The 26,961-nt window shown below is 39.1% G+C and carries 19 protein-coding genes; 7 read left to right on the top strand and 12 right to left on the bottom strand.

The annotated features are described in order from the left end of the window. Nucleotides 1–34: 34 nt before the first annotated feature. Together WAE64_RS11710 and WAE64_RS11705 are read right to left on the bottom strand one after the other, a co-directional pair. A complete protein-coding gene (locus WAE64_RS11710) occupies nt 35–1,270 on the bottom strand; it encodes an HD domain-containing protein (protein ID WP_340236638.1) in 1,236 nt (411 codons plus the stop codon). A gap of 185 nt (nt 1,271–1,455) precedes the next feature. Next, nucleotides 1,456–2,877, bottom strand: coding sequence for a prenyltransferase/squalene oxidase repeat-containing protein (locus WAE64_RS11705; RefSeq protein WP_340236636.1), 1,422 nt, complete (start codon nt 2,875–2,877; stop codon nt 1,456–1,458). A 344-nt stretch (nt 2,878–3,221) separates the two neighbouring features. On the opposite strand from WAE64_RS11705, the gene WAE64_RS11700 reads away from it, so the two are divergent. Then, a complete protein-coding gene (locus tag WAE64_RS11700) occupies nt 3,222–4,583 on the top strand; it encodes a vanadium-dependent haloperoxidase (protein WP_340236634.1) in 1,362 nt (453 codons plus the stop codon). Between the two features lie 61 nt (nt 4,584–4,644). Here WAE64_RS11700 and tsaD read toward each other — a convergent pair whose 3' ends face one another. Further along, the gene (gene tsaD, locus WAE64_RS11695) at nt 4,645–5,643 is read right to left on the bottom strand and encodes a tRNA (adenosine(37)-N6)-threonylcarbamoyltransferase complex transferase subunit TsaD (RefSeq protein ID WP_340236631.1); all 999 of its coding nucleotides are present in this window, start codon (nt 5,641–5,643) and stop codon (nt 4,645–4,647) included. A 140-nt stretch (nt 5,644–5,783) separates the two neighbouring features. On the opposite strand from tsaD, the gene WAE64_RS11690 reads away from it, so the two are divergent. Next, complete coding sequence (locus WAE64_RS11690; RefSeq protein ID WP_340236630.1) at nt 5,784–10,370, top strand: translocation/assembly module TamB domain-containing protein; 4,587 nt, start codon at nt 5,784–5,786, stop codon at nt 10,368–10,370. Here WAE64_RS11690 and WAE64_RS11685 read toward each other — a convergent pair. From WAE64_RS11685 to WAE64_RS11675, 3 genes are all read right to left on the bottom strand, one after another. Then, nucleotides 10,367–11,677: a porin gene (locus tag WAE64_RS11685; RefSeq protein ID WP_340236627.1), complete on the bottom strand. Its 1,311-nt coding sequence runs from the start codon at nt 11,675–11,677 to the stop codon at nt 10,367–10,369. The two genes, WAE64_RS11690 and WAE64_RS11685, sit on opposite strands and share 4 nt — an antisense overlap. A gap of 143 nt (nt 11,678–11,820) precedes the next feature. After that, entirely contained in the window at nt 11,821–13,236 is a 1,416-nt protein-coding gene (locus WAE64_RS11680; RefSeq protein ID WP_340236625.1) for an inorganic phosphate transporter, read from the bottom strand. A 226-nt stretch (nt 13,237–13,462) separates the two neighbouring features. After that, a complete protein-coding gene (locus tag WAE64_RS11675; protein ID WP_340236624.1) occupies nt 13,463–16,642 on the bottom strand; it encodes a PAS domain S-box protein in 3,180 nt (1,059 codons plus the stop codon). Between the two features lie 375 nt (nt 16,643–17,017). Between WAE64_RS11675 and WAE64_RS11670 the strand changes: the two genes are divergently transcribed. Both WAE64_RS11670 and WAE64_RS11665 read left to right on the top strand, forming a co-directional pair. Further along, nucleotides 17,018–17,725, top strand: a complete 708-nt coding sequence (locus WAE64_RS11670) for a gamma-glutamyl-gamma-aminobutyrate hydrolase family protein (RefSeq protein WP_340236622.1) — start codon at nt 17,018–17,020, stop codon at nt 17,723–17,725. A 38-nt stretch (nt 17,726–17,763) separates the two neighbouring features. Beyond that, entirely contained in the window at nt 17,764–19,323 is a 1,560-nt protein-coding gene (locus tag WAE64_RS11665; protein ID WP_340236620.1) for a phytoene desaturase family protein, read from the top strand. Between the two features lie 45 nt (nt 19,324–19,368). Here WAE64_RS11665 and WAE64_RS11660 read toward each other — a convergent pair whose 3' ends face one another. The 3 genes from WAE64_RS11660 to WAE64_RS11650 form a co-directional block, all read right to left on the bottom strand. Continuing rightward, on the bottom strand, nt 19,369–21,048 hold the full coding sequence (locus tag WAE64_RS11660) for an N-acyl-D-amino-acid deacylase family protein (protein WP_340236618.1): 1,680 nt from the start codon (nt 21,046–21,048) through the stop codon (nt 19,369–19,371). A 157-nt stretch (nt 21,049–21,205) separates the two neighbouring features. Then, a complete protein-coding gene (locus WAE64_RS11655; RefSeq protein WP_340236616.1) occupies nt 21,206–21,634 on the bottom strand; it encodes a nuclear transport factor 2 family protein in 429 nt (142 codons plus the stop codon). Nucleotides 21,635–21,646: 12 nt separating this feature from the next. Beyond that, the gene (locus tag WAE64_RS11650) at nt 21,647–22,072 is read right to left on the bottom strand and encodes a tetraspanin family protein (RefSeq protein WP_340236614.1); all 426 of its coding nucleotides are present in this window, start codon (nt 22,070–22,072) and stop codon (nt 21,647–21,649) included. Between the two features lie 163 nt (nt 22,073–22,235). On the opposite strand from WAE64_RS11650, the gene WAE64_RS11645 reads away from it, so the two are divergent. Then, the gene (locus WAE64_RS11645; protein WP_340236612.1) at nt 22,236–23,246 is read left to right on the top strand and encodes a sensor histidine kinase; all 1,011 of its coding nucleotides are present in this window, start codon (nt 22,236–22,238) and stop codon (nt 23,244–23,246) included. Continuing rightward, on the top strand, nt 23,243–23,944 hold the full coding sequence (locus tag WAE64_RS11640; protein ID WP_340236611.1) for a LytR/AlgR family response regulator transcription factor: 702 nt from the start codon (nt 23,243–23,245) through the stop codon (nt 23,942–23,944). The genes WAE64_RS11645 and WAE64_RS11640 overlap by 4 nt, the downstream gene beginning before the upstream one ends. Before the next feature lies 1 nt (nt 23,945). Here WAE64_RS11640 and WAE64_RS11635 read toward each other — a convergent pair whose 3' ends face one another. Further along, nucleotides 23,946–24,500, bottom strand: coding sequence for a Uma2 family endonuclease (locus WAE64_RS11635; protein WP_340236609.1), 555 nt, complete (start codon nt 24,498–24,500; stop codon nt 23,946–23,948). A gap of 24 nt (nt 24,501–24,524) precedes the next feature. Then, nucleotides 24,525–25,028, bottom strand: coding sequence for a dihydrofolate reductase (locus WAE64_RS11630; RefSeq protein ID WP_340236607.1), 504 nt, complete (start codon nt 25,026–25,028; stop codon nt 24,525–24,527). 156 nt (nt 25,029–25,184) lie between these two features. Here WAE64_RS11630 and WAE64_RS11625 point away from each other — a divergent pair, with 156 nt between their 5' ends. After that, complete coding sequence (locus WAE64_RS11625; RefSeq protein WP_340236605.1) at nt 25,185–26,066, top strand: EamA family transporter; 882 nt, start codon at nt 25,185–25,187, stop codon at nt 26,064–26,066. 68 nt (nt 26,067–26,134) lie between these two features. Here WAE64_RS11625 and WAE64_RS11620 read toward each other — a convergent pair whose 3' ends face one another. Next, the gene (locus tag WAE64_RS11620; RefSeq protein WP_340236603.1) at nt 26,135–26,884 is read right to left on the bottom strand and encodes a hypothetical protein; all 750 of its coding nucleotides are present in this window, start codon (nt 26,882–26,884) and stop codon (nt 26,135–26,137) included. Nucleotides 26,885–26,961 lie beyond the last annotated feature (77 nt).

Genomic DNA, 26,961 nt, shown 5'->3' with positions numbered 1-26,961 from the left:
AAATAATGCAAAAATTATCCACAACATAGCAAAATCATTGCAAATATACATTTTTGCCCCAACATACATAGTATTTTTTCACGATGTTGCTCAGTGCTTTGATAGTGGGCAAATCTGAGGCATCGGCTATGTCTACTACTTCTTTGTTTTTGGTGCAGATATAAATTGTTTCGTCGCCCCTTACGTAGCCTTTGTTGCTTACGTCACCTTCGGTAAGAAAATAACTTAACTGCTCGCTTGGGATACCGTTGTCAATGAGTGATTGCTTTAATGAAATAATGAGTGCTTCTTCTATGGGTTGGTTCGATATTTTGATTTTGAACAGGTTTCTGTTCAGTAAATCCCGACAAATGGTCGATAAAACTTTATCAGAATGAAACTGCCAGTTTTTTACACAGGCCCATATATCGTAATCATCTAAAAGTGTAAACGCTTGCAAATACCTATCATTGCTTTGAAACGCTTTTAAACTGATGTTTTCTTTTAAAAAAATCATAAACGGCGGATTGGCAAATACTTCTTCGCCCTGGTTTATGAGCTCACGGGCACGTCTTATAATCTGAATCAGCATGGTTTCGGCACAAATAGCTGTTTTGTGTAAATACACTTGCCAGTACATCAGCCGCCGTGCGTTCAGAAAGTTTTCAACACTAAGCAGTCCTTTTTCTTCTACTACCAGTTGATTGCCAACCACGTTCAACATCTTAATGATACGGTCAACACCAATAGTCCCCTCGGCCACTCCTGTAAAAAAGCAGTCACGGTTCAGGTAATCCATTCTGTCCATGTCAAGCTGGCTCGAAATCAACTGATGGAAAAAATCCCGCTCATAAGTACCGTTAAACATTTCGATAGCCAACGAGAGTTTTCCGCCAAATTCATGGTTCAGTTTTTCCATCAACAATGACGAAATATGCTCGTGATGAACCTCGTCAAGAATAGTATATTCGAGCACATGAGAAAACGGCCCGTGCCCTATATCGTGCAACAAAATGGCTATTTGTGCAGCCTCAAACTCGTTTTCGGCTATTGGGTTTCCCTTTGCCTGCAACACCAACAGGGCTTCGTGCATCAGGTGCATAGCGCCTAAAGCATGATGAAAGCGTGTATGTAATGCACCAGGATACACAAACTCGGCCATACCCAATTGCTTTATACGACGTAAACGCTGGAAAAAAGGATGCTCGATAAGGTCGTAAATTAAATCAGAGTGTATGGTTACGAAGCCATAGACGGGGTCATTGAATATCTTTCGTTTGTTGGTTGCCATTTAAAATGTGCTAAAGTGCCTGCCTGAACAACAAATTTCTCTGTTAAAGACACGCAGGGATGTTTATTCGTTTCAGACAAACAACATAAACAAGACGTAATTGGTTGTGGAAAGGCTTAAAATGATAGATGAATTTCTTAAAAAATTACACGAACCGTTTAATTGGGGGTATGAAACGGTAAATATTATAAATAATATCGCTGAAAGCATTTGGCTATCATGGCAGTAGTATAAGCATCCGACTGCCAGATAAGTATGTTTCTTAACAACGTTCCGCCCGAAAAATATACCCCGCCTTCCCAATAGCATATACCATTGTTTCTTTGTGCTTTTGATAGCAAAAACGCAAAAGCTTTTTTAATATTTTCGTCAGGAATCTCTGTACCACCCAAACATAAATCTAGCATGGCATGTAGTGCATACGCCGTTGATTGAACAATGTCCTTTTTATTTACCCATTTACTGCTCTCAAAACTTCCATCAGGGTTCTGTGATTCAAGCAGGTGTTGAGCAATTTTGCCTGCAACGCTTTGTAATTCTTTTATGCCATTAGCATAGGCCTTAGCCACGGCATAGTCTATATGGTAATAATTAGGATAGTAAACACCCGCACTATGCCATAGTTTTTTATTAATACAGTATTCGATAAGCTTTATCGCTCCGTTTTTGCCTTCACTTTCAGAAGTTTGTCTACTTAAGGCAAGATAGTTTAGTACATTACTATTCACTACAACATCTACATCATTAGACCCGAACGGAACCCAAGGTTGATAAGCAACCGGAAAACCTGAACTGAACGGTGTAAATATGAACATGAGCGAAAAAAAAGAATTCACAGGATTCCAGAAAGTGTATTGATATTCAGGATAATGCCAGGTGAGAAATGCCCCCGAATGACGAGGAGTAGGGGTTGTAACATTATACCAATTACGGTTTTTACGTTTTGTGTCTAAAAATTCGTCAAAACCGAGATATGATAAAGCACTTACGGTATCTTTAAAAATACGATTATGGTAATAAACGGCTGTATTGGCTTGTGCAGTGTCGTCGGCATCTTCGGGTACATTGGCAGTTTTATTGATAAATCTCGACCTCAGTCTGTAATTGGTGGGCCGTCTGACTAATAATTTAGGGTCTCTGCCTATCCAGTATAGTTTACGATTTGGTGGCAGCAATTTCCAGAAGTTATAACGTTTGTCTACTTCGTACGACTGAATTTCCTGAAAGGCTTTGGCTAGTACAGGCTTTAATTCAAGCAGAGAGGTATCTTGTAGATAGATTTCTGCCAGAAAGTTGTGCACCGCCGAGATATTGAAACAATTTGAATCTCTCGCTTTTTGTTTGCGGCCAATAAAAAAATAGGGTTCATTAAGGTTCATATAAACAGGCCATTCGCCTGCATATTGCTTTCCATTGATGGTAGAATCGCATTGGGTTTTTACCAGAAAACTGATGGCCTCTTCAAAAATCTGCTCAGGAGGCAGTTGTTGGGCGCAAACATCGAAGTTGGCTAAAATTATAAAAGAAAAATATGTTATCAGAAACCACAGCCGAAAGCGTTGAAAGATGCAAAATAAAGCATCAAAGACAGCGAAAATTTTATTCATAAATGTGCCTCTTATAATTAATTGGCATTTTAAGAAAAAAAAATAAATTATATGTATTATTTCTGTTTTATGATTTAACTCTTTTATTTAACGTTGAGGTTGTTTAGGATTTTAATTATAATTTAAAAATAGAGGTGTTTTGAGCGAGCCAAATCAACACATTTTTAAATGTAAGGAATAATCTTATAACATTATAGGCTGCAAAAGACAGTTTTTAGAGTAAAAATTCTTTTTTTTATAAATAATATTAATCAGAAAATGATTAAAATCATCATAGTTAATTCAGTAAATTTTGTAAGTTTGCATTTATTAATTGTGTTTTTTTTAGTTCGATTGCACTACCCATGTTAAAAAAATCATTCCTCTTTTTGAGTGTAGTTGTTATTGGTTTTTCTTTCTATGCTTGTAAGCCTAAAAGTGATGCCAAGACCTACAACGCCAAAGCCGCTGACCCGGAGCTTTTTCATCAATCTGTTGAATTATTGACAGATGTTATTATTCATGATATTTTTAAACCACCTGTAGCCAGCCGTATTTATGCTTATGCTACTTTGGCAGGTTATGAGGCTATGGTGCCTGGTTTTCCTGAATATCAGTCTCTAGCCAATAAAGTAAAAGGCTTTAAAGAAGGACCAATGCCAGAGAATGGCAAAGATTATTGTTTTCCGTTGGCTAGTACAAGGGCATTTTTGAAAGTAGCTCGTACACTCACTTTTTCAGGTAATTTCTTTGACGACTACGAGAAAACTTTCTACAAAAAATATGAAGAAATGGATATTCCGCAAGATGTTATTGAGCGTTCAATGGCATTTGGTGACAGTGTAGCTGCACATGTAATAAGATATTCGGGTGGCGATAAATACAAACAAACACGTGGTATAAGGTTTACGGTAACTAACCTGCCGGGTACGTGGGTGCCTACACCACCTGCTTACGCTGATGCATGTGAGCCTGAATGGAATAAAATACGTGCTTTTACCCTAGATTCGGCAGGGCAATTCCCTCCGCCGCCACCTCCGGCCTATAACAAAGACCGCAAGAGCGCATTCTGGAAAGAAACCATGCAGGTATATGATTTAGGTAAAAACCTGACTGAAGAACAAAAGAGAATCGCCTGGTTTTGGGATGACAACCCATTTGTAATGAATGTAATGGGGCACGTAATGTTTGCCAATAAAAAAATGACACCCGGGGGGCATTGGCTGGCTATTCATACAACGGTGTCACGCAAAACAAAAGCTTCTTTTGAGAAAAGTGTTGAAGGATATGTGCTAGGTTCAATCGCGCTTCTTGATGGTTTTATCAGTTGCTGGCACGAAAAATACCGTAGTATAAAGATTCGCCCTGAAACAGTTATTAATACCGAGCTTGACCCTAAATGGCAACCATTTTTGCAAACACCGCCATTTCCTGAATATACAAGTGGGCATAGTACTATTTCGGCCGCTGCTGCAGAAGTATTTAGTTTTGTGCATGGCGATAAAGTGAGTTTTACTGATTCAACAGAATATAAACACGGGCATGGAGTTATGTCTTTTCAATCGTTCAGAGAAGCCGCTTTAATGGCTAGTGTAAGCCGTATGTATGGTGGTATTCATTATTGGTCAGGTTGCGATGAAGGCAACAAGTGTGGTATAAAGATAGGGCAGGAGGTGCTTAGAATAGCACAAACAAGAAAAAGGAACAAAGAGGTTGCTGTTAAATAAAAAATTAAGGGCTTTGCCAAGCGGCAAAGCCCTTAATTTTTAAAGACAAATCGCTTTATAATTACCAATCCATGCGGGGCAATGGGCTTACTTCCTGAGAGGTAAATTCGCCTTTCAGATACTTAAAGTGAGCGGCCATTGCAATCATTCCGGCGTTATCGGTACAATACTGAAACTGGGGTATATATACATTCCATCTTTCTTTCTCACCCATTTCTTGCAATGCCTTACGAAGCCCCGAGTTGGCCGAAACACCACCGGCAATTGCCACTTCTTTAATATTCAAATCACGGGCTGCTCTACGGAGTTTCTGCAAGAGCATTTTTATCAATGTATGCTGCACACTAGCGCAAATATCAGCTATATTTTCTTCAACAAAAGCAGGGTTTTTAGCCTGGTTTGCCTTTAAAAAGTACAGAATAGCAGTTTTTATACCACTAAACGAGAAATTGTATTTTGGCATTTCTGACAGCGGAAATTCGTATGCTTCCGGGTTGCCTTGTTGGGCATATTTATCAACCAATGGGCCACCAGGATATGGTAAACCGAGAAGTTTTGCGGTTTTATCAAAGGCTTCGCCCACGGCATCATCTTGTGTCTGGCCTATTACTTCCATATCCATGTGGTTGCGCACCAGCACAATTTGTGTGTGGCCGCCGCTTACTGTAAGGCACAAAAAAGGGAAGCTCGGTGCAGGCTCGTCAATAAAGTGTGCAAGCACATGCGCTTGTATATGGTTAACCTCTATCAGGGGGATATTCAGGCCAAGAGCCATAGCTTTGGCGAACGATGTGCCAACCAGTAAAGAACCCAAAAGACCCGGCCCACGGGTAAAAGCTATGGCATTTAGCTGATTTTTTGCTATATTTGCGTGCTTTAAGGCATTTTCAACCACTGGTAAAATATGCTGTTGGTGGGCACGAGAAGCCAATTCGGGTACTACACCGCCAAAACGCTCATGAATTAGCTGCCCTGCTACAATGTTAGAGTAGATTTTACCGTTAGAAATAACAGCTGCTGACGTTTCGTCACAAGAAGATTCGATAGCTAATATATTCAAAACTAAAGATTAAAATTTTGTGTTCTAAGGTTTCGGAGTTCCCTTTCTTTGTAATTATTTATTAAACAGAACACAAAATTACTATTCAGTAATTCACTAATTCATTATTTTGTTAATTATTTTGTTGATCCGCTAAATTTTTGCGCCGAATACTTAAAATATCAACCAGAATACTGCTCAATCTTATTCTCATTATCTTTATGAGTATAATGGTGATATTCTATGCCTTGCAGTTGCCTGTGGTGCAAACCCTTACACTGCAAAGAGCCACGCAGTTTCTGTCTGAAAAACTAGGCTCACAAGTAAAAATAGAGAAGGCAAAGCTTACCTGGTTCGATGAAATTACGCTAGAGAATATTACGATTTATGATTACAAAGACCGTGAAATGATTTTTGTGAAAGAATTGTATGTGAACTCTAAAACCAATTTCAACTTTAGCTGGAATACCTTTCTGACTTTTGATAACAACCTTGATTATGTGATGGTGCTTGACCCTCGGGTAAAGCTTATCTATGAGGCTGATGGTGATTTGAATATTGATAAATGGATTGCCAAGATAGAAGAGCTTACCTCAACACCTGACACAGCCAAGGTGCGGATAGAACACAATATTCCGTTTACGATTGATGAAACTTATATACAAGGTGGCACTTTTACGCTTCAAGACCCCGACATAGCACGTTTCCCGAAAGAAGAATTTGACTACAATAATTTTACGGTACATGGAGTGCAGGGGCTTCTGAAAGATTTCTTCATTCAGGGCGATACTATCAAGTTTGCCCTTACAGACCTGAAAGGAACCGACCGCCGGAGTAATCTTGAGATAAAAGAGCTGAATACTCAGTTTTTTTATTCTCGCCAACATATGCGTTTCGACGATTTATATGCCCGCATAAACAACTCTACACTCAAGCGCTCGGTACATTTTAATTATGTAACGCCAAGAGACTTTAAAGACTTTAACGAAAAAGTAGAAATGGTTGGCGACTTGCAGGATTGTGAAATTGATGCGCAAGACCTGGCAAGATTTGCTACCGATATGTATGAGTACCATGAAGACTACCTGCTCAACGGCGATTTCAAGGGAACCGTGCATGATTTTCGAGTCAGGAACTTTAATCTTAAGTTTGGTAAAAATAGCTATCTCGATGGCGAAATAGCTTTTAAGCACATGCCTGATTTGCGAAAGGCAGTAATGGATTTGAACTGGAAGCCATCGCAGATTGATGCGCCCGACGCCCGCCAGTATGTGGGCGATTCGCTTTATCTGAAGCACGTTCATAAATTTGGGAAAGTAAATTTTGCCGGAATATTCAAGGGCCTTTATAACGATTTCACGACCGATGCCTTTGTGAAATCTCAGTTAGGTCTTGTAGCTGGTAATATCACCATGAAAATCCCTGACGGTAAAGCATTGCCAACTTATTCGGGTTCGCTCATGGTCAATGACCTTGAACTAGGTAAACTTGTAAATGAAGAGAATACCTTGCAGAAAATGTCGTTTAACGGAGAGATTAAAGGCAAAGGTCTTACAATTAAAGATGCCTTACTGAATTTCGACGGTAATGTGCATCATATATGGTTTAATGGCTACGACTATAAAAATATAACCGTAAATGGCGAAATGAGCCAGTCATTGTTTGAAGGCCGGGTGAGTGTAAAAGATACAAACCTTACCTTTAATGTAGGTGGAAGAGTTGATTTTAGCAAAGAACTGAATATTTTTGATATTCATGGTATATTGCAGAATGCAAATCTTAAAACACTTGGGTACTCGAAAAATGATGTAAAACTCCGCTCGGAACTAAACCTTAATTTCAGAGGAAATGAGCTTGATAACTGGATTGGAAAAGCGCAGCTATTGCATACAGTTTTGCAATATGATAAAAGGCTTCTGGGTATTGATTCGGTTTTTGTAACCTCTTCTTTAGATGAAGATACCCGCCGTATAAGTTTGCTCTCAGAGTTTTTTAATATTGATATTACGGGGAAGTTTACGCCTAGTCAGGTAATTAATGATGTAATGCGCTTCTCGAAAGAATACACCCAGTATTTCACTGAAAAGGAAGCCGACCGCATGGCTTATTATGCTAATCTGCCTGTTGGTTTTGTACAACCTCGATACAACCTCAACTATAAGTTATTATTCAAAAAATCAGAGCCTTTCTTTGCGTATTTCTATCCAGATTTATTCATATCGCCTAATACAGAGCTAAACGGGCAACTGAACATCAGAAATACCGTTGAGGTGTCGCTGGGTGGTAAAATTGATACCCTTCGCCACGGAAGTTTTGCTTTTTATAATAATGAACTCGATTTTAATACCTCTAAAGAAGTAAGCTCTTCTAAAATTCTGACCTCATTGGTTTTTAATTCGGCCAGACAAAAACTGGGCGATATGGCTCCGACCGAAAAACTAGAGGTAAACGGTACATGGGGGCAGGCCAATGTGATAGAATTTGATGCCAAAATAAAACAACAAAAGAGTGCTAACAAAGCCCAGTTGTTTGGTAAGCTTACTTTCTTGCCCGACGAAATAACCGTAGCCTTTAATCATAAAAATACCAGACTTGATTTGCTGGGCGAAGCATGGTTGCTGGCAGAAAACAACCAGATTAATTTCTACAACTCGGATATTGGTTTTCAGGATGTAGCTATTTCGAACAAAAACCAGAGTATATCGCTCAATGGCTTGTTCTCTAACGATAGTGAGAAAGAAGCCTATGTAGATGTGCACGATTTTGACCTGCAAACCATTGAGCCGCTCACAAATGTAGACCTGAAAGGGATTGTGAATGGTAAACTTATGATTAGAGATATTTACCGTGACGGCCTTATAACAAGTGAATTTGGTATTGACGAACTGGTATATAAAAACAGCCTGATTGGTACAGTAGCAGGGCAGGTATTATGGGATAACCAAGAGCAGAAACTGAATGTAACGGGTAATATTATCAGAATCAACAATGAGATATTCCGCTTATCGGGCACTTATGACCCTAAAGACGAATACGACCCGCTTAACCTGAAAGCAAACCTGAAAAAGGCTAATCTTGAAATATTCCAGTCGTTTGTTGATGATATTTTTTCAAATGTCGGCGGTTATGCTTCGGGCGTATTGACAATAAAAGGAACTCCGGGAGACCCTATTATTAGAGGAAGTGTAGATGTAGAGAAAGGAAGCCTGATACTTAACGAACTGAATGCACCTTTGTATTTTGATGATAAAATCAATTTCAACGAAGAGGGGTTTGTAGTAAGAAAAGGCTTTAAGGTAAGAGATGCATTGGTAAATGGCAATGAAGCCGAACTTGCCGGAGGGATTTTTAATGGTGGGAACGGCAATTTCATGCTGGGGCTTCATGCTTATATGCGTGGCCGAGATGGTTTCAGAATTATGGCTACCGACATTAAACAGAACGAAGATTTTTATGGTGTTGGTGTGGCGGCAGGTGATTTGCACATTACCGGAAACTTTAAAAATGTTGCTATTACCGGAAACCTGACAAGTAAAAAAGGTACAAAAATCACGATTCCGCTTGATGGTGCTACCAGCGTAGACACCGAAGAAGAAGGCATCACTTTTGTAAGCAGAAATACAAAGCAAGCAAAAAATAAAGAAGTAAAAAAAGACTCCTTGGTAAGAGAAGAAGCCGGGAGCCTGAAAATGGCATTTAACTTTACGATTACACCCGATGCAGAATGTGTGGTGATATTCGACCGGATAAACAAAGACCAGTTAACAGCCATAGGTAGTGGGCGTATCAGTATTGAATATGATACACGTGGCGACTTTACGATGACAGGACCTTATACCATTAAAAGCGGACAATACGACTTTAGCTTACAGAATATATCAAGAGTAAGAAAGTTTAATATTGCCGATGGTAGCTGGATTCGTTGGTCGGGCGACCCTTATGATGCCGATATTAGTATCAGTGCCATTGTAACGGCCAATGTATTGTTGCCCGATGGCATTGTATCGAGCACCAATAGTGCCGAGCTGAAAACGCCGTATCCGGTAAATGCCTATGTGATTCTGACTGATAAACTGACAAAACCTACGGTAAAATACGATATTAAGTTTGACCAACGTCGCTTACCGCTCAATCTACAACCACAAGTAATTGCCTTTGAGCAACGATTAAGAAACGATGAGCAATTGCTAGCCAATAACTTTGTAGGTATTACGGCACTTAACAGATTATTCTCTGATAACAGTTTTAAAGACGCTGTTGACTCACAGCTATTGCTCGATAACGTAAGTAACTTGCTTACCAATCAGTTAGGTACTATTGCTTCGAAAATTGACCCTAATCTTGAAATTGGGGTGCAGCTTGGTGTTTTGAGCAATGTTCGTCAGAGTCTGTTCAATAATATGCAGCTTAATTTCTCGTATCGTTTCAGTAATAATCGCCTGAAACTGAGTGTAAACAATACTATTCTACAAAATCAGGAACAAACCGCCGGAAACTATTTTTATGGTGGTGAAGTAGAGTGGATGCTCAACGAAGATGGTAGCTGGCGGCTAAAAGCATATAGCCGTAACGTGCCCAATTATTTTTATAATTTTAATAGCAACGTTACGGTAAATGGTGTAAGCCTGCAACATACACGCAATTTCAATACTATCTTTAAACGTAAAACTACCAAGCAAATGCCCCTGGGTACTAATGCAAAAAAGACCGAAGAAACTGAGGTAACTTTCAGAGCGCTAGGGTTCTAGAAGCGATACTGCACCCGGCAGGTAAAGTTGTTATCTCTTATGTCTTTATTATAATCAGCCAAGGCTGTTTTCTCATTCTGTGGCATTTCGTACCAGAACATCAGTCTGATATTTTCGTTCAGATAAGTGAGGTAGCCCATGCCAAAAGTATTAAATCTTATGTCGGCAGCCGTAAAACCTTGCCCTATTTCGTTGCCTTTTACTTTTTTGTTGGGGTCGTACCAATCGTATTTCAATACCAACTGATGCTTTTTGCTGCCCAGGTGTTGTAAATAATAGAAGTAGGCACCATCAAAAGTACGGATGTACAAGGGGGCTAATTTGCCATTTTCCATAGGTATTACCGCAGGGGTTTCGGTGGTGTTGTGCAAGGCTGTTTGTAGCCCTCTTATATACTCTGCTCTGAACTCGGTTTCGCCCACACGATTCGGGATACGTATCTGAATATCGGCTCCAAAGTATTTTCTTGGCGCAATTTTACCAACATTGCTTGCCGAAGAATCGACCGAAAAACGGCGGGTAGCGTTATTCATGGTATAAATCTGGTTCGTAAACTGCTCCATTCCTCCCCAGAACCCTGATACACTGCCACTTACGATAAGCTTTGGCGCAAGGTTAAAGTGCTTAACCGAAAGCCTCGAAATTAGGTCTTTATGATTATCAAAGTCAGCAACTGAGTTTACGCCCTGCCCATTGAATAAGCCAACGTCTAATTTTATGTATTTCAGAAAATTGGTTTTCAGTCGGGGTTCAAAGGTTCCCATAAAACCAAAATCACGTTCTACTTTCATCAATATCTGCGACATCCGGCCACGTTCCGGCGATTCTCTATCGGGTGAACCATAGCCTACCTCAAAGCCAAACGGGCGGGCAAACATACCTGTTGTGAGATAGAAAGTATTAAATTTGGTGTCGTAGATACGTCCCCAGAAATCACGGATAAAGATACCTCTTTCGGTACCATCAAACTGAAAAATGAAGTATAGTTTAGGGTTATTTTCTTTAGTAAAACGAGCATAATCGAAACGGATACGCCCACGACGCATCATAAAACGATTGCTGGCATTAGGCTGAAAATCACCACCATTAAAGTTTTTGGCTCCTTTGGTTTGTATCCACTGAAACTGTGGTTGGATATAGCCGCTTATGCCGATGTATTCGTATTTTTTGAGCGTAGAGATAAGTTTTCGGGCAGTAGTTGTATCAATATCGGTCAATGCACCGTGGTCTTGAGCTACTGATTTTGCTACGCTCAGGCATAGCAGAAGGCTAAGAATGCCTTTTGAAAATTTTAAAAATGGTTTCATATTGGTGAGTAAAAGCATAATTAATGAAATTATGCCCGGTATTGATTATGTGCGAGATTCTGGACTAAAGATAAGTCAGAATCTCGCAACAAAACTTAAGATTTTTGGGAAATCAGCTTTTTGAGCTTTTGCCAAGCGATAAATTATAATATCCAGCGGAAGAAAAGGAACAAGGTGGCTGATAATATGATAGCAACGGGCAATGTAAGTACCCAGGCAAGTGCAATATTTTTGATAGTACCCGACTGTAAGTTTTTAATACCTTTACTTGCCACCATTGTACCGGCAATACCCGACGACAATGAGTGAGTAGTACTAACAGGAAGTTTGAACCATGAAGCCAAACCGATAGTAGTTGCAGCAACCAACTCGGCTGATGCACCTTGCGCATAAGTAAGGTGAGACTTACCGATTTTTTCTCCAACAGTTACAACAATTCGTTTCCAGCCAATCATGGTACCAAGGCCCAACGAAAGCGAAATCATCAGAATTACCCACATTGGTGCGTGGTCGGTATATTTTCTGATACCTTTTTCTTCTTGCACTGCGGCAGCTTTCAGGGCTGCTTTATCAGCGGCGCTTAATTTGATGTCGCTATCGTCTACCAGTTTCTTGGTGTTCCCACTAATGGTTAATAAGGCTTTACGAGCATCTAACGCATCAGATTTATCTACTTGATTGCTATCGGCCAAAGCGTTCAGAAAACTTATACTTTGTTTAATTTGTCCAATTCTTTCTTTCTCAACGTCTGATGTTTTGGTAGAGTCAATCATTGCTATTTTCTGCGAGATTGTATCTAAATCAGGTCTGATTTTATCAAAATCAATTGTATTGTTAATAGCGAAATAAGCAGGCAAAATACCAATCAGAATCAACATTACAAGGCCGATACCTTTTTGTCCATCGTTACGGCCGTGGAAGAAACTTACAAGCGTACAGGTAGTTATCAGAATAGCTCTTACCCAGAAAGGCGGTTCTTCGTTTTTCTTTGGTTCTTCAAACATCTGTTTTCTTACATCTTTGTTTAGGGCTCTGCGGAGCGTAAACATCAGAATAACAGCTAAGCTGAAACCTACCAAGGGCGATAAAAATAATGCGTAAAATATTTCTTTGGCTTTGTCCCAGTTTACCGCCGCAACACCTGTTGTGTTTTCGGGCAGAAGGGCATAACCTAAACCTACGCCTAATATAGCACCGATAAGTGTATGAGAACTAGACGCCGGAATACCAAAATACCAGGTTCCGAAGTTCCAGATAATAGCGCTAAACAACAAAGCTAATACCATAGCTATACTATGATACACATTCTGGTCGATTAATAATTCTACGGGTAGTAGGTTAACTATACTCATCCCTACGCCTACACCGCCGGTTAAGACTCCTATAAAATTGATTATACCCGACCAAACAACGGCTTGCGTTGGTTTAAGGGAGTTGGTATAAATAACGGTAGCAACAGCATTGGCAGTATCGTGAAAACCGTTGATGAATTCGAATGCGCAGGCAGCCAAAAGGCAGAAGGAGAGTAACAGAAAAATGTCGGTTTCTAAGCCAAACATAAGTTTTTTGGGGTTAAGTTATTACAGTATGATTATATTGGTGTTCATATTATTATGGATGCAAAATTCTGAAAGTTTCTACGATAGTAGAAAGAAACTATGTTAAGAAATTGTAAATACTTGGGTAAGAAAGTATCTTGAAACGGGTTTTCAGGTGCTTGTTATGGCATATAAATAGTTGATAACAAGCATCTGACAACCTAAATTTATTTATTTGTCTTGATAATCAGACAAAACTAGTGATTTTCTCAAAGAGTTCTCGTTGATTGAATGGTTTAGTTATATATTCATTCATTCCTATTTCAATACATTTGTCTTTTTCGCCTACCAGCGAGTGAGCCGTCATGGCCATAATCGGCGTGTTATCTTTTAATTCCTGGCGAATATACAAAGTTGCCTGATAACCGTCCATTTCGGGCATTTGCAAGTCCATCAAAATAACATCATACTTGTTGTCTCTCACTTTTTCGGTGGCAATTTTACCATTTACTGCCAGGTCAGACGTAAACCCGAATTTCTCCAATACTCTTAGTGCCAGTTTCTGGTTAAGAACATTGTCTTCTACCAATAGTACATGTACGTCTTTGTCGATCCGGAGTAAGGCATTGTTGCCATTTTTGTTTTTATTTTGCTCTTCTTTTACTTTTTTGTAGGTAATAGTAAAAGCAAAAGTTGAGCCTTGGTCAGGCACGCTTTCTACCCAAAGGGTACCATTTTGTAATTCTACCAGCGATTTTGATATACTTAAGCCCAGACCCGTACCACCATACTTACGAGTGGTGTCTGAATTTGCCTGTGTAAAGCGGTCAAAAATCATCTGCAATTTATCTTGTGCAATACCGATACCAGTATCAATAACTTTAAAAGAGATTGTACTTTCTGTATCTGTACTGCCAGATTGCTCTACCATTATGTTCACCGAACCTGTAGTTGTAAACTTAAGCGCATTGTTTGTAAGGTTGAGTAATATCTGGTTAAGCCTTGTGGGGTCACCCAGCAGGGTATCCGGAACATTATCAGCAACATTACAATCTAAAAGCAAGCCTTTGTCGTCAGCTTTATTTTTTAGAATATTTTTTACGGTTCTGGTTATTTCTTTTATACTAAATGGTACTTCTTCAATAACAATATGCCCCGACTCGATTTTCGAAATGTCAAGAATATCATTAATAATGCCCAGTAAGTTTTCGGTAGAAGTAATGATATACGACAAGAATTCGGCTTGTTCTTCATTCAGTGTAGTATCTTTAAGTAGATTGGCAAAACCCACAATGGCGTTCATAGGGGTTCTTATTTCATGGCTCATGTTAGCCAGAAATACGTCTTTTGCATGAGCATTCTGTTCAGCCTGTACTTTGGCTTTGATCAGCTCTTTTTCCATCAGAATACGCTCAGTCATATCTACTGCGTTGCCGATTACGTATTTCTGCCCATCGATTAATTCTGAAAGAATATTGTTGTACATCCAGGTTTTAATGCTTCCATCCCGGTGCTGTACTTTCATAAGACCTTTAAAATACCCTACTTGCTCTATTTGGGCAAGGTAAGCTTTTACAATATCGGCATATTCGGCCGGAACTAAATCAAATAAGGTTTTTTGCAGATATTCTTCTGCCGAATATCCCAATAACTCTGCTCCGGCAGGGTTTACTGTCAAGAACCGACCGTTGAGGTCGTGAGTACACATCAGCCCCTGCGAGTGTTCGAAGAAACCCCTGTGGCGCTCTTCGCTGAGCATTATCTTACGCTCCCATATTTTTTTTGCTGTAATATCTTTGGCTATTCCTACAAAACCGGTAATCTCGTTTTCTTTATTGGTAAGCGGTGTCAATGATAACTCAACCGTTATTCTGGTGCCGTCTTTTGTAATATAAGTCCATTCGTTAGTATCTGTTGTACCTAAACGGGCCTTGGCAATGAGCGATTCGTCAGGCGTTCTTAGCTCAATATTAAGTTCTTTGCTTATGCGTTTTGCATAAGCATTTACTTCTTCAGGGGCATGGAAAATATTGGCTTTTTTTAGGTCAATTACCTCTTTTGCCTTGTAGCCAAGCATTAATTCAGAGCCTTTGTTAAAGGTTCTGATGGTGCCATAAGGATCGGTAGTAATAATTGATACGCCCGAATCGGCATCTAATATGGCTTTTAGTTCGGTATTAACTTTATCTAACTCGAGCCTAGTTTGTTTTTCTTTATCAATATCTTGTATTGTGCCGTAAATAATATTGGGCTTGTTATGTTTAAACTCGGCTTTCCCGAGCACTCTTACCCATTTTGTATTACCTTTTGCCGTTACAATCTGCATTTCGGTATCAAAAGGCTCACCTATTTCTACGGCATGTGGAAGCGCTTTTTCAGCAATGTATCTGCTTTCGCCCTCTTTGGTGAAATTTATCATGCCGTTGATAGTGGGCAGATAATTATCCTCTACTTCATAAATATCTTTGGTAGTTTCTGAGAACCATACTTCATCTGTATCAAGTGTTATTTTCCAACCTCCTGTTTTGGCAATTCTGCTTGTAGATTCCAGCAGGTTTTTAGTTTCTATTAACTCCTGTGCTGTTTGGTTTTGCTCGGTAATATCACGGGCAATGGCATAAAGAATCTCAGTAACAGGGTCTTTGGTTACTACCCACTGCAAAAGTCTGTAATTATTATCAGTTGTTCTGAATCTATTATTTACATTCACCACCGCAGCACCCTCGGCCAATTGTGTGAGTTGCTCTTGTGTGTGTGCTCTGTCTTCTGGATTTATAAACTCAACGATAGGGTGCTCAATCATTTGTTCATTAGTCCAGCCTAGTGTTTTCTCAAATGCAGGATTGATTCTTTTGAAATGCCCGTCGGTTCCACCCATACAAATTAAATCATCAGACAGATTAAATAATGTTTCGTAGTGTTTCAACTCTTCTTTTTCTCGGCGGGCAATAATCTGGGTAATTACCTCTTGAGCCAGTAAGGTAAGAGCTGTTTCTTGGTCTTGATTTAATTTTTTCGGTTTGTTGTCAATCACACACAACGAGCCCAAAGCGTAGCCGTCGGGGTCTATGAGTGGGTAACCGGCATAGAAACGAATATTTGGGTCGCCGGTCACCAACGGATTATCTTTAAACCGGGTATCTTTTGTAGCATCTTCTACCTCAAAAATAATGTCATCCATTATTGTATATTGGCAAAAAGAAATATCACGGGTAGTTTCGTTGTTTTCTAAACCAATTTTAGACTTAAACCATTGTCGGTCTTCATCAATAAGGGTAATGACAGAAATGGGTACCCCGCAAATAAGAGAAGCTAATTGAGTAAGGCGGTCAAACTCTTTTTCACTAACAGAATCAAGTAAATTGTAACTTTTTAGCGCTTGTAATCTTTCTTTTTCGTTAGTAGGCACAGGTAATAAATCTGTCATGTCTCCGGTTATATAAATACTTTAAAATTCAAACACCAAACATCAAAATTTTATTGGTTTCCCAATAAAAAAGCTTTCTTAAGTAATATATGCATTAAGGATGAAGAATGAAAGCAGTAGGTGCTAACGTTCAGAGAGATACAAACAAAAGTTTTTAGGTCTCAATGCAAAGCTTTCAACAGCTATTTTTTAAACTATTTGTTTTTAGCTCGATTAATTATAATTTTTGTATTACAATAATACAATTTAATACTCAAAAATCATACCATGTAGGGCTTTTTGCTATGTTAAATAAACAGCTCCGTAATTTTATTTAATTTCTGATTAAGCGGATACACACTGGCTTTTTCTACTAACTATAATACTTTTTTGTAGATGAAAATAACAATTGGCATCACGGATTGTGGAGAAAAACATCCGATTTATGAAAAATGGATACTGAACCAGAATGCTAGTATACAAATCATTAAACTAGGATATAAGCAAAATAACCTGAGCGAAATAGCCCATTGTGATGGGGTGTTGTTTACAGGCGGCGAAGATGTGCACCCGAAATTTTATAACAAACCAGAGAATATGCCGCTCTGTAACCCAGCCTTTATGGACGAGCAGCGTGACGAATTTGAGTGGAAAGTATGTGAGTATGTGTTTGACAATAAAATACCAACTCTGGGTATTTGTAGAGGTTTACAGTTTATTAATGCGTATCTGGGCGGTACTTTAATAGGAGATATTGAGCGTATCGGTAAAAACAACCATTCTAAATATTATGAGGGCAAAGACCGCTATCACCAAATAGCAGTTTTGCCGGAGTCAGACTTTGCCAAAACTGTGGGCGTAACCGTGGGCGAAATCAATTCGGCGCACCATCAGTCGGTCGATGTGCCTGCTGAAACTTTGGTAATAAATGCATTTTCGGAAGATGGCGTGGTAGAGGGCTTGGAATGGAAAGTACCCAATGAACATTCGCTGACGCTTGTGCAATGGCATCCTGAACGAATTGAAGATGTTCAGAATCCTTTTAATCATAAAATCAGAGAAATATTTATAGAAGCTGTTGAAAAGAAGGCGGCAATTGAGTAATAAATAGTTAAGTACTTGTTTTATTTTATGCATAAATCATGATTTACAATTCGGTTATAATTGGTGGTGGGCATAACGGATTAGTGGCGGCTTGTTATCTGGCAAAGGCTGGCAAAAAGGTATTGATACTTGAAAAAAACGATTATATAGGTGGTGGAACAACCTCACAAAAGGTTTTTGCCGACTATGAGGCGAAGCTTTCTCGATACTCATATCTGGTAAGTCTTTTTCCGAAAGAACTACTGAATGAACTTGGTATTGATGTAAACCTACTGCGCCGAAATATAGCTTCGTATACGCCATATAACCAGCAAGGTGTGGATAAAGGCTTAATTATCAGCAATGTTGATGAAGAAGTTTCGAAACAATCGATTCTGGATTTGGGTTATGGCGAAGCAGAGTGGGAGGGGTACCAAAAGATTTTGCAGAAACAACAAACTTTTGCCGAGTTTATCTGGGATTCATTTCTTGCGCCTCTTCAAAGCAAAGAAGAGTGGAAGGCTTATTTTGAAGCCAAAGGACAAGCCGAACTCTGGACAAACTTTGTGGAAGAACCTATTGGCAAGCTGATTGAAAGCCATGTAAAATCGGATATTCTGCGTGGGGTTTTAATGACCGATGCCAAAATTGGCTCATATACTTATGCCCATGATACAAGCCTTTTACAGAACCGAACCTTTATTTATCACATAATCGGCAACAAAACAGGCGAATGGCGAGTACCACAAGGCGGCATGGGCAATGTGGCGGCGCAATTGATAAAAAAGGCAATTGATTTAGGTGTAGAAATAATAGCTAGCTCAGAGGTGAAACAGATTGAGCAAGGCACAGAGCTTAAGGTAATATATCAGCACAATAAGCAAACGTATGAAGTACTGGCTCAGGATATATTAGTTAATGCTGCCCCTGGCGTACTAGAAAAACTGCTGGGTAATACGCCATCTGCTGCTAAACCAACCGAAGAGGGAACTGCTTTTAAGATTAATCTTTTGTTGAAAAAACTACCTCTGCTTAAAGATACAAAGGTAAAACCAGAGGAAGCATTTGCCGGAACATTCCATATAAATCAGTCGTACACACAAATGGAAGATACATTTAAAACGGCTGAATCAGGAAGAATCCCAGACCTGATAGCATGTGAGATTTATTGCCATACGCTTACCGACCCTTCTATTTTGTCGGCCGAGCTGCAAGCGCAGGGTTACCACACGCTTACGGTTTTTGGCTTAGATTTACCTTATGAATTGTTTTTGAAAGATAACGAAACAGCTAAGAAGGAGGTAGTAGAGAAGTTTCTGCGAGGCATAAACGCATATTTGGCTGAGCCTTTAGAAGATTGTCTGGCTATAGATAAAAACGGTAATTGGTGCATAGAAGCCAAAAGCTCTGTTGATTTAGAAAAAGAACTGGGCATGCCAAGAGGTAATATTTTTCATAATGGCTTGTCGTGGTTTTATGCCGAAGATACTGCTGCTATTGGCACTTGGGGTGTAGAAACACCTTACGAACATATTTATATCTGTGGCTCGGGTGCTGCCCGAGGCGGCGCAGTGAGCGGAATACCGGGCAGAAATGCCGCTAAGGCTGTATTGGAGTAAAAATCAGGGGCAATGTTTTAAGCATAAGCCCCTGAGATCTAAAAATTACTGCTTCCAACCCGGGCCTTTTACAAACCTACCCGATTTTACGCCTGTGTGCTCACCATCTTTTAAAACCTGCTGGCCGTTTACAAATACATGTACCATGCCCTCGGCTAATTGGTGTGGTTTTTCGAATGTGGCCTTATCTTGCATTTTAGCGAGGTCGAAAGCCAGTACATCGGCAAAATAACCTACTTTTAAGCGCCCTCTTTTCTGAATTTTGAGGTTATCGCATGGCAAGGCCGATAGTTTTCTGATGGCCTCTTGCAAAGAAATTACTTTTTCGTCACGCACATACTTGCCTATTAATCGGGTAAAATTACCATAAGCTCTTGGGTGCGCACTCGATTTAAGAAACACGCCCTCTGGTGCCATCGAGGCTGCATCAGAGCAGAAACTCATGTAAGGTAATTGTATCTGTTTTTTTACATTTTCTTCGCTCATCAAAAAATACACCACATCAACCCGTGAGTCATCATCTATCACCAAATCCATAGCCGTTTCATACCACGTTTTGTTTCTCATCGCCGCTACTTCTGTCAGGGTTTTACCTATGTATTTTTTTAGCGAATCTTGTTTAAAACCAATCAAAAGCGTTTTATCAGGCCCTGCTGCCAGGCATAGATTTTCCCAGTCGTTTTGTTTGGCTTGCATTTCTTCGCCAACTCTTCTGCGTATCACTTCGCCTTTTAGTCGGCGGCGCCATTGCGGCAATCCACCCTCTTGTACCCAAGGTGGCATAGCGGCATCAAGGCCCGTTGCTCCAGCAACGTAATTATACATATCGGTTGTGATATTGATACCAGCTTTGCGGGCACTATCTATCTTGCCAATTACTTTATCTAGCTTATGCCAATTGTCTTTGCCTGCGGCTTTCAGGTGGTAAATTTCGGCGTGTATATTGGCATCTTTGCCTATTTTTATAATTTCATCAACGGCCTCTTCCAGCTTATTGCCCTCGCTTCTCACATGCGAAATATACATACCGCCGTACTCTGAGGCCACTTTAGCCAGCTCGGTTAGTTCATAAGTATTGGCATAAGTACCAGGTACATAAATCAACGACGAGCCAACGCCCATAGCACCTTCTTCCATCGCTTTACGCACTTGTTGCTTCATGCGGTCAAGTTCTTCGGGTTTAGGTGGGCGGTTGGCATAGCCTAGCTCATTGGCTCTCACGGTGGCAGCGCCAATAAAAGAAGCTACGTTAGTTGAAACGCCTCTTTTCTCCAGATAGGCCAGATACTCGCCAAGGGTAGTCCATTCAATTTTGTATTTAATATCTCCTTGCAGGCGTTGTGCATAGGCTTTTACCGAATCGCTCAATGGCCCCATAGAGTCGCCTTCGCCCATTACTTCAAGTGTTACACCTTGTTTTATTTCACCCATAGAGCGGCCGTCCTGAATCAGGCTTTCGGTGCTCCAACTGAGCATATTCACAAAGCCGGGCGAGATAACAAGCCCTTGCGCATCGATGGTTTGCTTAGTGCCTGTCTGGCCTGATAAATCGCCAATAAAAGCAATAGTATCGGCCGAAATAGCCACATCAGCTTTTTGAGGCTCGCCACCGCTGCCATCGTACACTAAGCCGTTTTTGATGATAATTTCATAAGTTGTTTTTTCTTCACAAGAGCAAATACAGAAAAGCGTAAGAAGCCCTAATAGGAGTCGAGTGTGTTGCATGCGTGTAATTATTAAAAAAACAGGGTAATAGGTATAATAAAAAATCAGTGCAACAAATTACGATTTTTAGCGGGATGATTATTGGAAAAATGCAATAAAAAAATCTATGCCAATATTTAGGCATAGATTAAGCCGATTTCTAACAAACTATATAATCTTATTTTTTGTCTTCTCGGGCAAAAATCTTACTTACCACTTTCCATTCGCCATTAATCTTCAATAGATTGAAGTAGTCGGTGAGTTTTGTGGTAGGGTAGTCTAGTTCAATTTTCGCTTGTGCGGCTGTTCCGGTAATGTCAATAGTCAGGATTCGGGTATTGCGGTCTGATTTTTTGCCTGCATTGGCTTTGCCGCCTTCAAGGTATTTGGCAATGGGCACATCTCTGAACTCTCCGGTTTTTACATCAACAAACTTCATAGTAGCCGACGGATGAAAAACTTTGGCCATTTTGGCCGTATCTCCATAAGTACCACCGTCAAGGTAATTCTGAACCGTTTCTGTTACCAGTTCAATGTCTGATTTCTGTGCTAAGGCTACAGAAAGTTGCATGAGAATGCAGAAGAAAGTGAGCATTAATTTTTGCATGATTACGTGGGTTTATTTTCGTTTTTCTTTATCATCAATCCATACTTTGTACCCGTTGAAAACAACAATTTCCATAAAATCTTTACGTTGTTTTTCGTTCAGATGGATAGGACCATTAGGACGGAGCTTTTTTAGAATTGGTCGGAAGTTCTCTTCACTTTTTACATAAGCCAGGCTATCAGGATATTGGGTTATGAGTATGATATTGTTGCTTACACTATCGGCTCTGTTAATTAATAGCTGATACGAACTAATAATGCCTTGTTTGATGGCATCTTCCCGATATACTTTCCAGTTGTTTTCAAAGAAAAAGAGAGCTTCTTCCCAAAGCCCATTTTTAATCTTGATGATGTCTAATGCTACATAAGGAGTCTTTTGTGCATTGGTTTGTTGGGTGGGCATAAAAGCCACCAGCGATAATAAAATGAGCTTTTTCATACTTTTCATGCTGCAATATTATGACTCAATTGAAACCTCTGAAATTTTATTAGACGGCTTCTGCTGATTTTTCGACCCAATCAGTCCAAAGAAAAGCATCGAAAAAAAACGGGTAAGTATCGAAAAAATTAGGGATATTCGCCTAAAAACTGAAAATTTGGCTATGAAGCAGGATAGAATCAATTTCAGACTCATACAAATAGTGCTATGGCTTATTGTTTATGCCATGTTGCTTATTTATCTGAGCCAGAAAATCAGTTGGATTATAGGTTTGACCACAGCCACTATTTTTATTTTTTTCTTTTTTATAACCGTTTACGGAAACGCCAATTTTCTGATAAAAAGATTTTTTTTACAGAAAAAACACTGGCAATACTCAATCTATTCGGTGTTTTTTCTGGGTATCATTGTTTTTTTTAGAATGCTTGTCGAGGATCAGTTACTCAATAAATATGTAGGCAAACATCTGTTTTATGGTTGGAATTTCTCGCATTTTTCGTTTGTGCTAGTTACCCAGTTTCTGGCTTTTTTGTTTGGCTTTCTGCTTCGTATTTCTATCGACTACGTTGATTTGTTACACACGCAGGAGATATTGAAAAACAAACAATTAACATCAGAACTAGACCTGCTCAAAGCACAGGTACAACCACATTTTTTGTTCAATACGCTTAACAATATTTATTCGCTGAGTGTCAGTAATTCGCCCCAAACTTCTGAAATGATAGCTAAATTATCAGACATGATGCGGTATTTTGTTGACGAAGCCACCAAAGAAAAAGTAATGCTTGACACCGAAATTAAGTTTCTGGAAAACTACATAGAGCTAGAGCAAATAAGAATGCTGAACCCCCTGAAATTAACTTTCAGAAATGAGCTGCCCAACCAGCACTTTCTGGTGCCGCCAATGCTGCTTATGCCTTTTGTAGAGAATGTTTTTAAGCATGGTGTAAACAAAACCATGAAAGACAATGAAGCTGAAATATCTTTGAGTTTAGCAGATAACATTTTAAAATATACAGTAAAAAACAAAACTTTCAGCCAGGATGCAGGAGTATGGAGAAGTCTGGCTAATTTGCAGAAGCGTCTGGCCTTGCTATACCCTGATAGCTTTGAGTTTACAGCTTATTGTAAAGATACTTATTTTAATGCCTCTCTATCGTTCCCCGTATCATGAAACTAACTTGCCTTATTGTAGATGATGAGCCACTGGCAGTTGCTTTGATGGAAAACCACATTGCACAAGTGCCTTTTCTAGCCTTGGTGGGTAAGTGTTTCAATGCCATGGAAGCCATTGCTTATCTGGAGAAAAACGAGGTTGATTTGATTTTTTTGGATATTGAAATGCCTTATCTGACGGGTATGCAGCTAAAGAGTTTTTTGCCCGAAAAACAGAAAGTTATCTTCACTACGGCTTACTCTGAGTTTGCGATTGAGAGTTATGAGAAAAATGCTTTCGACTACCTATTGAAGCCTATTACGTTTGAGCGTTTTCTGAAATCGGTGAAGCGATTGCAGCAGACAGAAGCAACAAAACCGATAGTTGGAGCGAATGTAGTTGAATCTCATATTTTTGTGAAGTCGGGCCGAGAGATTATTAAACTAGAGTATGATGATATTTTGTATATCGAAGGCTTAAAAGATTATGTTTCTTTGGTGACAGATGCCGACAAAGTAATTACTTATAAACTCATGCGTGAGCTGGAAGAGTCTTTGCCTGCTAATTTTGCCCGGGTACATTTGTCTTACATCATCAACTGCAATAAAATCAAAAAAATAAGCGATAACCAAGTGATTATCAACGAAAAAAGCATCCCGATTTCTGAAAAATACCGTGATGCTTTTTTACAAAAGGTTAGTGATAGAATGCTTTAGGTTATTCAAACAATTCGCTCCATTTCAATTCGAAATCTTTCAAAACAATCGATTTTACACTTAAAGATTCTTCTCCATCGGCAGAGGAATAAGGTATATATTTATTGGCTTCAAGGCTGAATATCTGAATAAATTGATTTTGAGGGTCAATAATCCAGTATTCTTTTACACCAAATTTTTCGTAATCTTCTTTCTTTTCTACGTAATCACGAATGATAGAGCCTTTTGAAACAATTTCAACAAGTAAATCAGGTGCACCAAATATCCCTCGTTCTTTTATCATATCTTTATTGGCATTACTCACAAAAAGTAAATCGGGCTGAACAGTATTACCTTCATCAAGTATAACATCAAGCGGAGCTTGATAAAATTTACCCAATTTGTGTGAAACAATATAATTGCCTAATAGTAAAGTTAATTTGAATTGTAATTCCTGATGTTTTTCAGTAGGTGAAGGCATATCAATCAGATGATAATTCCGAATTTCATAGCGAGATTCGGGAGGCAGTTTGGCTAGCATATCACTATATGTCCATTTCTCAGTTGCAAGTATCATTGCTATGCTTAGTTAATTTCAGTTCTAATTTAAGCTTTTCCTCCGATATGTCAAAATAGAAATAGCATAAGGCGTATTTTCGCCTGCTTTAAATTCCTTGCGTTCTATTACATCAAATTCGCTCTCATCAAAAGTCGGAAAAAAAGTATCGCCTGTAAAAGTCTCATGTACGAGCGTCAGGTATAGCTTGTCGGCTAAGGGTATAGCTAATCTGAAAATTTCTTCGCCACCCAGCACAAAAACTTCGGTCTGGTCGGCACATTTTTCTATGGCTTCTTCTAAACTGCTTACAACTTCAAAACCTGATTCAACTTCGTAATCATGTTGACGAGTAATAACATAATTACCCACCTCAGACCATATGCGGTGTGGGTTGTCATAACTTTTTCGGCCCATAATCATTTTTTTACCTTCCGTAACTTTTTTCAAATTATCCCAGTCGGCCGGAATAGGTTCCCAGGGTAAAGCATTGTTAAGACCAATGGCTCGGTTTTCACTCATAGCAGCAATTAAAGAGATGATGGGCATGGTTTGTTGTGGTTGATGCGTAAAATATCAGTTTTTAGTAATTTATAACTTTATTTTGAATAATTAGCCTTTCAGACCTGAAATTGTATCATTTATTGATTTAATCTCTAATTTTGTTTTCAGAATAGCTCTTACAAACTTAAACTTATTACCTACTTGACTACCCAAATTGCCATACTTGCCATAGCTATTTTATTAAGAATCTTCTCGAATCCGGTTGCTAATGTTTTTCAGAAAAAACTTACTATTAGTGGTATTTCACCCCTGTTTGTAAATTTTCTTACGTATTTTATTTTAGGTTTGGGTTGTCTGGCATTTATTTTCAAACTTGATTGGTCGGGCATCTCATCAGAGTTTTGGATTTATTCTATTATTATGGGTCTATTGGGAGCATTAGGTAACTTGTTTCTGGTAAAAGCCTTGCAAGCCGGCGACCTATCGGTGCTCGGGCCAATTAATGCCTATAAGGCTGTTATAAGTATGCTGATAGGTGTTTTTCTGCTTCAAGAAATGCCCACTCTATGGGGGTTGGTAGGAGTGGGGCTAATAATTGCTGGAAGTTATTTTGTGTTGAACACTACCGAAGAGGGCTTTACATGGAGTTTATTTAAACGAAAAGAGATTCAGTTCAGAATATGGGCCATGATTCTGACGGCTACTGAGGCAATATTTGTAAAAAAAGTAATATTGTTTTCTTCTACCATACAAGCGTTTTTTAGTTGGTGCTGGTTTGGAGCTATTTTTTCGTTTGTCTTGCTCTTAGTGAGCAAACAATACCAAACTAAAGGTGCAAACAAAATCAATGCAGGTATTGCAGGCAGTTTTGCAGCACTTGCCGTATGCATTGGGCTAATGCAGTTTACGACCAATTATGTATTTGAGCAGATACCTGTGGGCTATGCCTTATCCTTGTTTCAATTGTCGGTGCTGGTGAATATTTTTCTTGGGTACAGAATATTTAAAGAGCAAGATATTTACAAGAAGCTAATAGGCGGTATAATAATGATAATCGGCTCGGTGATTATTATTATGTTCTGATAGATTTTTTATAGTAAAGCCGATTCTACATGAGATAGAATCGGCTTTATTTTTAAAACGTTATATTCCTAAAGCGTATCGTAATACTTAAATACTTCAACCAAACCTTGTTCGGTTTTCAGGTTGATTTTATTGTTTTTTACAAATTGTTCTAATGATGCTCGTTTTTCTTTCGGGAAACTTTGCAAAGCTTTTCGCCCCGTAGAAACTACCTGTAGCATATCATTTTGAATGGTGAAATATTTATGCGACTTTGTAAATTCTCCCTCGTAGGCAAAATCTCCACCCTGGGCTTCATATCCTGTTTTCTCGACATGCGTACTACTTAATGTGCAATTGTAACCTTTCAGTAAAATGTTTTGCTTCATGTAAAGCGTTTCAAGAAATATGTTTTCGTATTTCCTGAATGTATGGCCTTCAATGGTAAACTCTGTTGGCCGTATGGCCACAGCATCATTTTTTGCACTTTCTACAATGTAAACAACATCTTTCTGAATATTATAGGCCATCAGAAAGCTCATATCTTTGCCTTTTTCTGAGCTAATTGTGCCCTTGTACCAACCATTTTTAAAAAACGGAGTACCTTTAAAAACCTTTGAGATTTCTTGCGAGGTTTGGTTAACTATATCTTGCGGATTGTAATAGGCCACAAGTGTAGTATCACCTTTTTCGTTAATAACAATTTTTGTCTGGTTGTTATCTGTAAACTTAGCCCCTCTTATGAAATAACTGTATCCCTGTGGGGAGTTATAAAGCTGCTGCCCGGAAACATATAGCGGCAATGCCACTAATGCAGAAAAAAGTAGAATCGCTTTCATAGGTATAATACGGATAAATGTTTACAACAAAAATAATAGCAAAAAATGTACTTTTCTTACAATATGTTTAAATATTG

The organism is Emticicia soli (assembly GCF_037860775.1).
GTDB lineage: Bacteria > Bacteroidota > Bacteroidia > Cytophagales > Spirosomataceae > Emticicia > Emticicia soli.
This window is presented reverse-complemented; position numbering and strand designations above follow the sequence as displayed.